We start from the raw sequence: 13,611 nt of genomic DNA, 5'->3' as shown, positions 1-13,611 counted from the left end.
CGGGGCAACCGTCGGCAGCGGGCCCGGTGATCCCCCACCGAGCGGAGGGCGAGCGTGAGAGGAGGTGCGCAGATGTCCCGGACGACCACGGGCCGACCGGCCGGTGATGCGGCGGATGCTCCCGCGCACGAGGCGGCTGACGTTCCGGCGCGGAGTGCCCTGCACGTCTCCCGCGACGCGGCCCGCGTGAACCGGTGGACGGTACTCGTCGTCCTCTGCGCCAGTCTGCTGCTGGTCGCCATCGACGCCACTGTGCTGCACGTGGCGGTGCCTGCCGTCTCAGAGCAGCTGCGGCCCGGCTCCGTCGAACTTCTGTGGATCGTGGACGCGTATCCGCTGGTCTGCGCCTCCCTGTTGATCATGTTCGGCACGCTCGGCGACAGGACCGGACGTCGCCGTGTGCTGCTCTTCGGCTACGCCTTCTTCGCCGCGGCGTCCGCTCTGGCCGCCTACGCACAGACACCGGGCATGCTCATCGGGGCACGCGCCCTGCTGGGCGTCGGCGGTGCGATGATCATGCCCGCGACGCTGTCGATCCTGCGCCACGTCTTCCCCGAGCGCCGTGAGCGGGCGCTGGCAATCGGCATCTGGAGCGCCGTCGCGGCGGTCGGAGCCGCGGTCGGCCCGCTCGTCGGAGGGCTCCTGCTCGAGCACTTCTGGTGGGGATCGGTCTTCCTCGTCAACCTTCCGCTGATGGCCGCCGGCCTCGTCGTGGGGCGCTGGCTGCTGCCCGAGTCCACCGGCGACCGCCGGGGCCCCTGGGACGTGCTCGGTGCCGTCGTGGCCGCGGGCGGTCTCTTCGGTCTCATCCTCGGCGTCAAGCACGCCGGCGGCGGCCATCCCTTCTCGGCGGGCACGCTCGTGCCGCTGGCGGCGGGGCTGGCGCTGCTCGGGGTCTTCGTGCGCAGGCAGCGGCGGCGCACGTACCCGCTCATCGACGTCCGTACGGTCGCGCGCCGCGCCTTCGGCACGGCGGTGGGCTGCATCGTGCTCACGGTGCTCGCCCTCGTCGGGCTGGCCCTGATCGCCGCGCAGTACCTGCAACTGGTGCTCGGACTCTCACCGCTGCAGACCGGTCTGCGGCTGCTGCCCCTGTCCCTGGCGGCCATCGCCGCCGGACTGGTGGGCTCCCGGCTGCTGGGGCTGCTGGGCCCGCGGTGCATGGTCGGACTGGGTTTCCTGGTCACCACCGTCGCGGTGCTCTGCCTGATGGGCCTCGGCCAGGAGGACCGGCCGGTGCTGCTCGTCGGGGGGTTCGTGCTGCTGGGCTTCGGTCTGGAGACCACGCTCTTCGGCTGTTACGAGTCGATGCTCAACGAGGCGCCGGCCTCCCGCTCCGGAGGCGCCGCCGCGGTGGGGGAGACGGCGTACCAGCTGGGGGCCGGCATGGGCATCGCGGTGCTCGGCAGCGTGATGAACGCCGCGTACGCGCCCGGTGTCCGGGACGTGCCCGGCGTCTCCGCCGCCGCGAGGGGCGACGCCAGCCACTCCCTCGGGGAGGCGTACGGCGTCGCGGCCCAGGTCGGCGGCTCCGCAGGGGAAGCGCTCCGCTCGGCGGCGCGCGAGGCGTTCGTACACGGCATGCACGTCACGCTGATCGCCAGTGCGGTACTGCTGCTCCTCGGCGCCCTGGCGGCTCTGAGGCTTCCGCGCGCCATGGACGGCGGCGCCTCGGGCGGGGCGGACGAGGAGACCGCGGCGGACGGGACCCCGGCGCGCGGCGAGGAGGACTCCGCCCCGGAGGACGGCCGGCGGGGCGAGGAGGACGGCCGGGACGAGGAGCCTCTCGCGGCCGAGGGCAACGGCGGCCGTCCCGCGCCCGCGTCCGTGCACGGGCGGCTGCCCCGTCAGGCCGACGGGAGCCAGGAGCGGAGCGGAGCGGTTCCCCATGCGCCCTCGGCGGGCTCGGGGAACGGCAACGGCGCCCCGGGCGGGAACGGGACCCCGCGGGGCAACGGCTCCGGGAACGGAAGTTCCGGGAACGGAAACGGGCGCGATCGGAAGAGGGGGCAGGGCAAGGGGCAGAGCGACGGCAGCGATCTCCTGCCGAGCGGGATCACAGGGCCCTGAGGCGTTCGCTACCGGACTCGGGGCGCACTGAGGGGCACGGCTCTGCCATTCATCCTCGGCGCCAACTGCCGGGGGAGAGCGGTGACTCGGCCCGCGTCCCGGATCAACTCTGGTTGAAGAAGCCGCCCTCTGCGGCGCGGCGGTTCTCGCTGCCGACGATCCTGTAGTCGTCGGGCGTCAGCAGGAACACCCGCGTCGCCACACGCTCGATGGACCCGCGCAGCCCGAAGGTGAGGCCGGCGGCGAAGTCCACGACGCGCTTGGCGTCCGCGGACTCCATCATGGTCAGGTTGATGATGACGGGAACGCCGTCCCGGAACAGTTCGCCGATTCCGCGCGCGTCGCGAAACCCGTCGGGCGTCACGGTTGCGATCCGGGTGCCCTGGTCCTGTGCGGCTTCCGCCGTCACCCGGATCCGCGGGTCGGTGACCCAGGATTCGCGGGCGGCGTCACCGGGCTCCGGTCCCTCGGCGTAGTCGTCGTCGTAGTAACGCATTTCGCTGTCGTCGACGAGGCCCAGCCAGGCACTCGCCTTGCGCACCGATCCCATGGACGCCTCCTCTCCTCTGCGCGGTCCGTCCGCAGTCACATCGAGCAGCTCCCCCCGGGAGTCCGCATCTCTATGGTCGTCCATGATGCGGATGTTGCGCCAAGCGGTTACCTGCCCAGTACGGGTTTCGTGACGGTACTGGTGCAGAACCTATGGCGCCGGGTCAAGGAACCTGTGGCGCACGTGTGGTGACGGTGTGCAAGTTGTGCATCTCCCGCCGCTGTGCGGACGGGAGCAGCTGGTACGGGTCGTTGCCGCACCCCATGGTGGACTGCCGCCAGTGTGATGCCGCCCTCCGACACGCACGAAACACTGTGCGACGGGTCAACAGGAAGGCGTGGAAGGGGTGTTCGGCCTCTGTGTCCGGGAGTGGCCGGTCATGTCGCGGGCGATTGCGGCCTGTTGACGTGGGCGGGCGCCGATTTCGCGTGCGGGGCCGCAGTCCGGTCATCGATCGGGTCCGGGGCGCAGGCGGCCGGAATTCACGGGAGCCCGCCGGAGGCCCCGGGAAACGCAACTCGCGGAGTTTCCGAATCATTTTCTGCTGCCATTGCCGAGCCCTTGGCGAAATCCAGCGCATCAAAGAGGAATCGATGGACAGAACGGGACAAGTGCGCTTGTTGTGCCAGTTGAGGGCATGATGTTCCCTTGTCGCCCCTTGCGCTCAATTACGGCGTCGACGCGACGAGTTGCGCTGTGTACGGCCGACCTGCAACGGTCCGGCTTTTCACAGGATGGCGCTTACTCGGCCTTGTGCGGAAACGGCGATTCTCGTAATACTCATGCGTACGAGTTGGCATGGACGTGACTTCCTCCGTTCGGCGAAGGACGCGTCCGTACTTCCTCCGGGGCCGTCTCCGGGAACGCGAAGGGCGGCCTCAACCCCCCACTGGAGGTTCAGAGTTGAAGAAGATATCGAAGCGGCAGATGGTCATCGCGGGTGCGGGCGTCGCAGCCCTCGTCGCCGGATCGGTGACCCTGTCGACAGCGAACGCCTCGGAAGACTCCGCGCCGAGTCTCAAGACCCTGACCAGCGCATCGGCTTCGAAGCTCGCCACGAAGCTCACGTCGGACGTCAAGGGTGACGCCGGTTCGTACTACGACGCGAAGGCCAAGAAGCTGGTCGTCAACGTCACGGACCAGGACGCCAAGAAGCAGGTCGAGGCGGCGGGTGCCGAGGCGAGAATCGTCCAGCACACGATGTCCCAGCTGAAGTCGGTCAAGGACGCCTTCACCGCGAAGGAGATCGCCGGCACCGCGCGGATGGTGGACGTCAAGACCAACAAGGTCGTCATCACCGCCGACAGGACGGTCAAGGGCGCCGACCTCGCGCAGCTGAAGAAGGAGGCCAAGGCCGAGGGCAGCAAGGTCGAACTGAAGCGCAGCTCGGGCAAGTACACCACCAGGATCGCCGGTGGCGACGCCATCCACGGCGACGGCGGCCGCTGCTCGCTCGGCTTCAACGTGACCCTCGACGGCCAGCCGGCCTTCCTCACCGCGGGCCACTGCACCACCGCCATCGCCAGCTGGTCCGACAGCGCGGGCGGCCAGGAGATCGCCCAGAGCGGCGACGGTGAGTTCCCGGGGGCCGACTACGGCATCGCCACGTACACCGCCGAGGTCGACCACCCGAGCTCCGTCAACCTCTACGACGGCGGCACCCAGGAGATCAGCGGGCCGGCCGAGGCCGAGGTCGGTCAGCAGGTCACCCGCAGCGGCAGCACCACGCAGGTGCACGAGGGCACGGTCACGGCCGTGGACGCCTCCGTCACGTACCCCGAGGGCACCGTCAACGGGCTGATCCAGACCGACGTCTGCGCCGAGCCCGGCGACAGCGGCGGCTCCCTCTTCGCCGGCGACAAGGCCCTCGGCATGACCTCCGGCGGCAGCGGTGACTGCTCCTCGGGTGGCGAGACCTTCTTCCAGCCGGTGACGACGGCCCTCGAGGCCACGGGTGCCCAGCTTCCCTGACGCACCTGAAGCGCGCAGTGTGACCTCGCACTGAGCGCCGGCCCGGCAGCGGGCACAGTCGCACACATGCGGAACCCCCGGGCGGTGCCCGGGGGTTCCGTCGTGTGATGTCCGCACGCCCCGGGAGTCCTTCGCGGGAGCGCGCCGCACTCATCGCCTCACTCGGCGGCGACCAGCTCCGCGATCTGCACGGCGTTCAGCGCCGCCCCCTTGCGGAGGTTGTCGTTGGAGAGGAAGAGCGCAAGGCCGTTCTCCGCGGTCTCGTCGGTGCGGATGCGCCCGACGTAGCTCGCGTCCTTGCCCGCGGCCTGGAGCGGCGTGGGGATCTCGGAGAGCTCCACACCCGGTGCCGACGCCAGCAGTTCACGCGCGCGCTCCGGCGTGATCGCCTGCTCGAACCGGGCGTTGACCTGGAGCGAGTGACCGGTGAAGACAGGCACGCGCACGCAGGTGCCCGACACCTTCAGACCGGGGATGTCGAGGATCTTGCGGCTCTCGTTGCGGAGCTTCTGCTCCTCGTCCGTCTCGTCGAGGCCGTCGTCGACGATCGAACCGGCCATCGGAAGCACGTTGAACGCGATCGGACGCTCGTACTTGTCCGGCTCGGGGAAGTCCACGGCGTCCCCGTCGAAGGTCAGCCTGGTCGCGTCGGTCTCGACAGCCTTGCTCGCCTGCTCGTTCAGCTCGGCGACGCCGGCCAGTCCGCTGCCGGAGACAGCCTGGTAGGTGGCGACGACCAGGCCCGTCAGCCCGGCCTCGTCGTGCAGCGGGCGCAGCACGGGCATGGCGGCCATGGTGGTGCAGTTCGGGTTGGCGATGATGCCCTTCGGGCGCTGCCTCGCCGCGTCCGGGTTCACCTCGGAGACGACGAGCGGGACTTCGGGGTCGAGCCGCCAGGCCGAGGAGTTGTCGATGACGACCGGCCCCTGGGAGGCGACCTTCTCGGCGATGGCCTTCGACGTCGAACCCCCGGCGGAGAAGAGCACGATGTCCAGTCCGGAGTAGTCGGCCGCGGCCGCGTCCTCGACGGTGACGTCGCCGCCCTGCCAGGGGAGCGTGCGCCCGGCGGAACGGGCGGAGGCGAACAGACGCAGCTGTTCGACGGGGAGTTTCCGCTCGGCCAGAATCTCCCGCATCACGCTGCCGACCTGGCCGGTCGCTCCGACGATCCCGATCCTCATGGGGCTCCTTCTGTGCATGTCCTGTGCGAGTGGGTCAGGGCCCTGCCTGTCCGCGGCGCGGCACGGGCCGGGCGCTGGCTCTTCTACCCTGCCCTGCCCCCGCTACGATCGGCCACTTCTTTGACATCGGTCACACGTGGCGGGAAATCACCGTGCACGGCCGTCGGGCCGTCGAGCGGTCCGAACGCGGCGAGCGCGCCCTCGGCGCTGTTGCGCGCGTGCACGTACTCGTCCGCCCACGCCGCGGCCCCCTCGTACCCGGACTCGGCGGCGATGCGGGCACAGGCGGCCGCGTAGTCGTACGTGGTCCGGCGCAGGGCGACGGAGTCGCCGGGGCCGAGCAGGGCCCAGTGCGCTCCGGGCCGTCCGTAGGGCATCCCGACGCTCCCGGGGTTGACGGCCAGCAGGCACTGGACGAGCCGCACGAAGGGCATATGGGTGTGGCCGCACACCACGGTCCGCACATCGGTGTCCGCGCCTGACAGCACCTCGGCCCAGCGTTCGGAGCTGGAGTCGGCCAGTACCACCTCCGCGTCGTCGCGAGGTGTGGCATGGCAGAAGAGCACCGGGCCGAGCCCGTCGACCTCCAGCCGTGCGGTTCGGGCGCGGAATCCGGGCGCGGGAATCCCGGCGCGGCACGGCCGCGGCGGGGCCGGGGCGGCCGTTCGCACACTCCGGTCCGCCGGTGTCCACGGGCCCGGTGCGGACGGCCGCGTACCGTCGCTGAGCTGCAGAGAGACGTCACACACCCTGTTCGAACGCGAGTTCGACAGACTGGTCTATGGTGGGTGTGTACCCGAGGACGGGCAGAGGTGCGGATGCGGCGGGAGGTGTGTGCGATGCCGGGATTCGTGCACCTGCACGTCGCCTCCGGATTCTCCATGAGATACGGGGCCTCGCACCCCGAGACCCTGGCCGAACGCGCCGCCGAGCGCGGCATGGACGCGGTCGCGCTCACCGACCGGGACACCCTCGCCGGAGCGGTCCGCTTCGCCCGTGCGAGCGTCGGCGCCGGAGTGCGCCCGGTGTACGGGGTGGATCTGGCCGTGGCGGAGCGCCCGGAGAGCAGGAGCGCGGTGCGCCGGCGCCGTACCCCCGTCAGAGGCGGGGCCTTCATCGACGAATCGGCCCAGCGCGTCGTCTTCCTCGCCGGGCAGGGCGCCGCGGGATGGGAGCGGCTGTGCCGGCTGGTCACGGCGGCCCACGCCTCCGGCGGCGAGCGCCCCCGCCTGGAGTGGGAGGACCTGGCCGCGGTGGGAGGTGCGCCGGCGTCCGGAGCGGGTCCGCACGAGGACGTGCTGACCGTGCTGCTCGGCCCCGACTCCGACGTCGGCCGGTCGCTCGCCGCCGGACGCCCAGACCGCGCGGCACGGCAACTGGACGGCTGGCGGGAGATCTTCGGTACGCAGGCGCTGCGCCTGGAGGCCGGTGCGCACGTACCGACGCGGGAGTCCGCGCGGATGCTGGGTCTCGCGGCCGCGGAGGGGATCAAGCCCGTACTGGCCAACGGGGTGCGCTATGCCGATCCCGGCCAGGGTCCGGTCGCCGACGTGCTGGACGCGGCGCGCCGCCTCGTCCCCGTCGACCCTCGGAAGGGACTGGACGGCGGCGAGCGGTGGCTCAAGGGCCCGGAGGCCATGGCGGCGGCCGCGGAGCGCATCGCGCTTGCCGCGGGCTACCGGAGCGACACCGCGAACCGGCTGCTGACGCTGACCGAGGAGACCGCCGGGGGCTGCCGCGTCGACCCGGAGTACGACATCGGCATCGGGCGTGTGCACTTCCCCGAACCGTGGCTGGTCGGCGCGGGCGGGGGCAGGAGCGCGGAGCGCGTGCTGCGTTCGCGGTGTGCGGCCGGGATGGTCGCACGGCGTTACGAGGAGCAGCGGGAGCGCTGGGAGAGACTCGAACACGAGCTGCGGATCATCGAAGGGCTCGGCTTCTCCTCCTACTTCCTCACCGTCGCGCAAGTCGTGGAGGACGCACGGGCGATGGGCGTACGGGTCGCGGCGCGCGGCTCGGGCGCCGGATCGCTGGTCAACCATCTGCTGGGCATCGCGCAGGCCGATCCCCTCGAACACGGCCTGCTCATGGAGCGGTTCCTCTCGCCGCGCCGTGCCGCCCTGCCGGACATCGACATCGACGTGGAGTCGGCACGCAGGCTGGAGGTCTACCGCGCCGTCTTCGACCGCTTCGGCGAGGAGCGCGTCGCCGCCGTCGCCATGCCGGAGACCTACCGGGTGCGGCACGCCATCCGCGACGTGGGCGCGGCCTTGAGCATCGACCCCGCCGAGACCGACCGGCTCGCGAAGTCGTTCCCGCACATACGGGCACGCGACGCGCGTGCCGCCCTCGAGGAACTCCCCGAACTGCGCGGCGTGGACGCCGAGAAGCACGGGCCCCGCTTCTGGGACCTGGTCGAGTCGCTGGACGCGCTGCCCCGCGGCATCGCCATGCATCCGTGCGGGGTGCTGCTCTCGGACTCCTCGCTCCGTGCCCGTACGCCCGTCGTGCCCACCAGCGGCGAGGTGCCCCTCAGCCCTCCCGGGTCGGGGAGCGCGCCCATCGCGATGTCGCAGTTCGACAAGGACGACGTGGAGGAGCTGGGGCTGCTCAAGCTGGATGTGCTGGGGGTGCGGATGCAGTCCGCGATGGCGCACGCGGTCGCGGAGATCGAGCGGACCGGCGGCGGCCATGTCGCGCTGGACGACGTGCCCGAGGGTGACCCGCAGACGTACGAGCTGATCCGCTCCGCCGAGACGCTCGGCTGCTTCCAGATCGAATCACCGGGCCAGCGCGACCTGGTGGGGCGGCTGCAACCGGAGAACTTCCACCATCTCGTCGTCGACATCTCGCTGTTCCGGCCGGGGCCGGTCGTCGCCGACATGGTGCGGCCGTTCATCGAGGCGCGGCACGGACGGCGGCCCGCCGTGTATCCGCACCCGGATCTGGAGCCGGTGCTGCGCGAGACGTTCGGCGTCGTGGTCTTCCACGAGCAGATCATCGAGATCCTGTCCGTCATGACCGGATGCGGCCGTGCCATGGCCGACGAGGCGCGGCGTGCGCTCTCGGACGGCGAGCGGCAGGGGAGGGTGCGGGCCTGGTTCACGCAGGAGGCGTCCCGGCGCGGGTACGGGGCCGAGACCGTCGAACGCACCTGGGAGATCGTGGAGGCGTTCGGCTCCTACGGCTTCTGCAAGGCGCACGCCGTCGCCTTCGCCGTGCCGACGTATCAGTCGGCGTGGCTGAAAGCCCACCATCCGGCGGCTTTTTACGCGGGAGTGCTGGAGCACGATCCGGGGATGTACCCCAAGAGGCTGCTGCTGGCGGATGCGCGCAGGCGCGGGGTGCCGGTGCTGCCGCTGGATGTGAACCGGTCGTCGGTCGGCTATAGCATCGAACTGGTGTCTGATTTTCAGGGTGTTGGGGACGGTGCCGCGAACGCCCCGGAACCCTCCCACGGACACCCTGACCCTCCGGGATTCCCTGGCCCGCCGGACCTCCCCGACCTGCCGGAGCTCCCCGGCCTTCCGGCGGTCTCGCATCTTCCGGATCTCCCGGCAGAGCTCCCGGAGCTTCCCGGCCCTCCGCCGGAACGGCTCCGGTGGGGGCTCCGCCTCGCCCTCTCCGAAGTGCAGGGCATCAGTGAGGCGGACGCGGAGCGCATCGCCGCCGGGCAGCCCTACGACTCGCTGGCGGACCTCTGGCGCCGGGCACGGCCCCCGCGCCCCGTGGCCGAAGGACTCGCGCGGGTGGGGGCCCTGGACGCCTTCACGCCCGACGGCAACCGCCGCGACCTGCTGCTGCAGATCGCCGAACTCCACCGTCAGCAGCGCGGCCGGTCCGGTGCCCGCGAGGGGCAGATGGCGCTGGACCATCTGGCGAAAGGCGCCGCCGCACCCGAGCCGGCCGGGCTTCCCGACCTCGACGCGGACGAGCGGCTGGGAGCGGAACTCGGCGTACTCGGCATGGACACCTCCCGGCACCTCATGGACGATCACACCGCCTTCCTGCGGGAGTTGGGCGCGTACTCCGCGCGTGCGCTGCGCGACGCGCGGCACGGCGAGACGGTTCTGGTCGCGGGGGCCAAGGCGGCGACCCAGACCCCGCCGATCCGCTCCGGGCGGCGCGTCATCTTCAGCACCCTCGACGACGGCACCGGCCTGGTCGACCTCGCCTTCTTCGACGACAGTCATGCCGCCTGCGCGCACACCGTCTTCCACTCCTGGCTGCTGCTGGTGAGGGGAGTGGTGCAGCGGCGCGGTCCGCGCAGCCTCAGCGTGGTCGGTTCGGCGGCATGGGATCTGGCCGAGCTGGCCGAACTGCGCCGCACCGGCGGCCTGGACGCGGTCACGGCCCGGCTGGCAGAGCCGCCGAGCAGGCCCGGACCGGAGCAGGACGCCGGGCAGACGCAGGGGAGCGGCCAAGGGCAGGGCCAGGACGAGGTCCGGAGCGGGGGCAGCGGCTCCGGCGGCCGCACCGTCGAGGTGACGAAGGGGTACGAAATGCACCCTTGGGCAGATCTTCGTCCGCCCGGCGATGCCGCCGGCTCTCCGAACGCCCTGCGCAAGCTCTGGCACTCCAGCCCGGGGAGCGCGGGATGAGCGAGCACAGCGCGCACAGCGAACCGGGCGGGCCCGGCAGACACGGCGGCCACAGCGAGCAGGGCGAACCCGCCAAGCAGGGCGACCCCGGCGAGCAGGGCGGAGGCGGCGGCCACCGCGGACAGGCCGTGGACGGCGGACAACTGCGCGTGCTGTACGTCCACTTCGGAGCCGGAGACCGGCAGGCGGACGAGGGCCGCCCGGAGTTCCCCGTGCTCCTCGGTCTCCTCGCCGGCTTCACCCCCGTCGTGCAGGCGCTGCCGCCGGATGCCGCGCTCGCCGACGTACGGGGCGCGCTGCGCTACTTCGACCGGGACGCGCCCGGGCTGGCCCGGCTCATCCGTCTCCGCGCGCTGGCCCTGTACGGCACCGACTGCACCGTCGGCGTCGCCGTCAACCCGCTGCTCGCGAGGATGGCCGCGCACTCCGGGCCCGCGGGTGCGGTCCGGGTCGTGCGTCCGGAAGAGACCGCGGCTTTCCTCACAGGCAAGCCCGTCGCGGCCCTGCACGGCGTCGGCCCGGCGACCGCTCGCACCCTGTGCTCGTACGGCCTGGACACCGTCGGCCGCGTCGCCGGCGCCCCGCCCGCCACCCTGCAGCGCCTCCTCGGCGCGAGGACCGGACGCCTCCTGCGGGAGCGGGCCCGCGGCATCGACCCGACACCGGTGGTTCCCGATGAACCGGCGCGTTCGGAGAGCTCCGAACTCCGCTTCGCCCGGGACGAGATCGACTCGGGCGAGCGCCGCCGCGCGCTGCTCACCCTCGCCGACGACCTGGGCTTCCGTATGCGCACCAGTGGGCAGGTGGCCCGCGCGCTGACCCTCACCGTCCGCTACGCCGACCGCTCCGTCACCACGCGCACCCGCACGCTCGCCGAACCCTCCGCGCACACACCGGCGTTGACCGCTGCCGCCTACGCCATGCACGACGGGCTCGGGCTGCAGCGGGCCCGCGTGCGCGCGGTGGCCCTGCGCGCGGAGGAGCTGATGCCGGCCGAACTCGCCTCCCTGCAGCTGTCCCTGGACGCCCGTGAGGAGAAGGCCAGGCGCGCCGAGGCGGCGGCGGACCGGGCCCGGCTGCGGTTCGGCGCGGCCGCGGCGCACCCGGCGGGGCTGTTCGACGCGGCTTAGGGCCGGTCCCGGGCACGGCGGGCGGTGATGCGCTGCCGTGAGACCTCGTACAGCACGGCGGTCGCGGCGCCGGCCGCGTTGAGCGAACTGGCCGATCCGCTCATCGGGATGCGCACCGTGAGATCGCACAACTGGCGCCAGGCCGCGCTGAGCCCGGCGGTCTCGTTCCCGACGAGGAGCAGAACGGGCCCGGTCATATCGGCGTCGAAGAGATCCGTCGCGCCGTCCTCGTCGGTGCCCACGACCGTGACGCGCCTTCCGAGCGCCCTGTGCCGCTCCAGCCATGCGACGACCTCACGCTGCGAGGGCACCCGCACCGCGGGCAGCGCGAAGAGCGAACCGGTGCTGGCCCGCACCGACTTGGGGTCGTAGACGTCGGCGGCGTGACCGGTCACGATCACGCCGGCCGCCCCGAAGGCGTCGGCGGAGCGGATCACCGTGCCGATGTTCCCGGGGCCGGAGGGGCGGTCGAAGAGCACGCCGAGGAAGCCGTCGTCCACGCCGATGCGGGACAGGTCGTCCTCCGGCATCTCGAGCACCGCGACGACCTCGGGTGCGCTCTCGTCCTTCCCGCCGAGTTCGGCGAGGAGTTCGGGGGCCATCGCGACCTGTTCCGCGCGGACGGAGCGCAGCAGGTCCTCCGCCCAGCGCGAGAGCGGCCGGCGGGTTGAGTGGATCAACGCCCGTACCGGCCAGCCGCGTTCGACGGCGACCGAGACGGGGCGGACTCCCTGGACGAGGAACTCCCGTGCGCGCAGGCGCTTGTTCCGGTTGGTCAGCAGCGACTGCCACTGCTGGAAACGGGCGTTGCGGGAGGTGATCTTCTGAACCAGGGGACTTCCTCCGCTCGTGTCTTCGTGCTGCGGCGGCAGCCTACACAAGAGCGTGACGGTCACTGAATCTTCACAGGCACGCTTATGGCCCTCCCAAGTTACCGCTGCGTTAATTGACGTGACTTCGTCAAATGTGGTCTGCCTCACCCCCCATCGCCACCACACAGCCACCACCCCCCACGCACCACCCCCACGCACCACCCCCCACGAGGCGCCACAGGAAAACGCCCCCTCACTCCACGAGGAGACGGCAGTGAAACTGTCCTGGAAGCACCCCTACGCCCCGGCAGTCGCTGCGGCGACCGCGATCGTCATGACGGCCTTCCCCCTCACGGCGTCAGGTGCCTCTGCTTCGGAGGCCTCCGCGTCGGGCACGTCCGCTCCGGATTCCAAGACGTCCGCTGAGACGGACACAGCCGCGGACGCGGACGCCGACGGGCAGGCCCGGCTCGCCGACAAGCCCGCTGCCGGCAAACTCGCGGCCGGCGAGCCGAAGGGCGGCTGGAACGACTACGACTGCAAGCCGTCGGAGAAGCACCCCCGCCCCGTCGTGCTCGTGCACGGCACGGGCGGCAACAAGGTCGACAACTGGCTCGGTCTCGCGCCCTACTTGAAGAAGCGCGGCTACTGCGTCTTCTCCCTCGACTACGGCCAGTACAACGGCATTCCGCTGCTGCACGGCCTGGGCCCGATCGAGGATTCCGCCGCCCAGCTCGACACCTTCGTCGACAAGGTCCTCGACGCGACGAGCACCGGCAAGGTCGACATCGTCGGCCACTCGCAGGGCGGCATGATGCCCCGCTACTACATGAAGTTCCTCGACGGAGCGGAGAAGGTGAACGCCCTCGTCGGCATCGCTCCCAGCAACCACGGCACCACGCTGAGCGGGCTCACCGGACTCGTCGACCTGATCCCCGGGCTCGGTGACGCCGTCGACGGGCTCGCGCCGTCGCTCATGCAGCAGAAGAAGGGCTCGGACTTCATCAACCGCCTCAACGAAGGCGGCGACACCCTGCCGGGCGTGAAGTACACGGTGATCGCGACGAAGTACGACCAGATCGTGACGCCCTACAAGTCGCAGTTCCTGGAGGGCCCCGACGTCAACAACGTCACGCTTCAGGACCTGTGCCCGGCCGACATCTCCGAACACCTGGCCGTGGGCCTCTTCGACAGGCTGGCGTTCCACGAGACGGCAAACGCCCTCGACCCGGCCAACGCCGAACCCACGACCTGCACCTCCTGACCGGAGAGCCGGCGCATGACGGACGGTGGGGC

The 13,611-nt window shown here is 71.6% G+C and carries 8 protein-coding genes and 1 pseudogene; 5 read left to right on the top strand and 4 right to left on the bottom strand.

From position 1 onward, the window contains the following. Positions 1–72: 72 nt before the first annotated feature. A complete protein-coding gene (locus EV375_RS04060) occupies positions 73–2,070 on the top strand; it encodes an MFS transporter (protein WP_130298230.1) in 1,998 nt (665 codons plus the stop codon). A gap of 103 nt (positions 2,071–2,173) precedes the next feature. Here the strand turns inward: EV375_RS04060 and EV375_RS04055 are convergent, their stop codons facing one another. After that, positions 2,174–2,620, bottom strand: a complete 447-nt coding sequence (locus EV375_RS04055; protein WP_130301584.1) for a cell division protein SepF — start codon at positions 2,618–2,620, stop codon at positions 2,174–2,176. 927 nt (positions 2,621–3,547) lie between these two features. Between EV375_RS04055 and EV375_RS04050 the strand changes: the two genes are divergently transcribed. After that, on the top strand, positions 3,548–4,591 hold the full coding sequence (locus EV375_RS04050) for an alpha-lytic protease prodomain-containing protein (protein ID WP_130301583.1): 1,044 nt from the start codon (positions 3,548–3,550) through the stop codon (positions 4,589–4,591). A 158-nt stretch (positions 4,592–4,749) separates the two neighbouring features. Here EV375_RS04050 and EV375_RS04045 read toward each other — a convergent pair whose 3' ends face one another. Next, positions 4,750–5,772, bottom strand: coding sequence for an aspartate-semialdehyde dehydrogenase (locus tag EV375_RS04045; protein ID WP_130298229.1), 1,023 nt, complete (start codon positions 5,770–5,772; stop codon positions 4,750–4,752). A 167-nt stretch (positions 5,773–5,939) separates the two neighbouring features. Then, a pseudogene (locus EV375_RS04040) lies at positions 5,940–6,491 on the bottom strand (metallophosphoesterase family protein); the annotation flags it as partial. Between the two features lie 120 nt (positions 6,492–6,611). On the opposite strand from EV375_RS04040, the gene EV375_RS04035 reads away from it, so the two are divergent. Both EV375_RS04035 and EV375_RS04030 read left to right on the top strand, forming a co-directional pair. Beyond that, the gene (locus EV375_RS04035; RefSeq protein WP_130298227.1) at positions 6,612–10,373 is read left to right on the top strand and encodes a DNA polymerase III subunit alpha; all 3,762 of its coding nucleotides are present in this window, start codon (positions 6,612–6,614) and stop codon (positions 10,371–10,373) included. 128 nt (positions 10,374–10,501) lie between these two features. Then, on the top strand, positions 10,502–11,503 hold the full coding sequence (locus EV375_RS04030; protein ID WP_486588693.1) for a DNA polymerase Y family protein: 1,002 nt from the start codon (positions 10,502–10,504) through the stop codon (positions 11,501–11,503). Here EV375_RS04030 and EV375_RS04025 read toward each other — a convergent pair. Beyond that, complete coding sequence (locus EV375_RS04025; RefSeq protein ID WP_130301582.1) at positions 11,500–12,336, bottom strand: RNA methyltransferase; 837 nt, start codon at positions 12,334–12,336, stop codon at positions 11,500–11,502. The two genes, EV375_RS04030 and EV375_RS04025, sit on opposite strands and share 4 nt — an antisense overlap. Positions 12,337–12,589: 253 nt before the next feature. On the opposite strand from EV375_RS04025, the gene EV375_RS04020 reads away from it, so the two are divergent. After that, positions 12,590–13,579, top strand: a complete 990-nt coding sequence (locus EV375_RS04020; RefSeq protein ID WP_486588267.1) for an esterase/lipase family protein — start codon at positions 12,590–12,592, stop codon at positions 13,577–13,579. Positions 13,580–13,611: the final 32 nt, after the last annotated feature.

The organism is Streptomyces sp. CNZ301, assembly GCF_004217425.1.
This window is presented reverse-complemented; position numbering and strand designations above follow the sequence as displayed.

What these genes read in the sequence shown, in the direction of transcription:
- EV375_RS04060 (WP_130298230.1), top strand. Translation starts at nt 73, where the DNA reads ATGTCCCGGACGACCACGGGCCGACCGGCCGGTGATGCGGCGGATGCT.
- EV375_RS04035 (WP_130298227.1), top strand. Translation starts at nt 6,612, where the DNA reads ATGCCGGGATTCGTGCACCTGCACGTCGCCTCCGGATTCTCCATGAGA.
- EV375_RS04050 (WP_130301583.1), top strand. Translation starts at nt 3,548, where the DNA reads ATGGTCATCGCGGGTGCGGGCGTCGCAGCCCTCGTCGCCGGATCGGTG.
- EV375_RS04055 (WP_130301584.1), bottom strand. Translation starts at nt 2,620, where the DNA reads ATGGGATCGGTGCGCAAGGCGAGTGCCTGGCTGGGCCTCGTCGACGAC.
- EV375_RS04045 (WP_130298229.1), bottom strand. Translation starts at nt 5,772, where the DNA reads ATGAGGATCGGGATCGTCGGAGCGACCGGCCAGGTCGGCAGCGTGATG.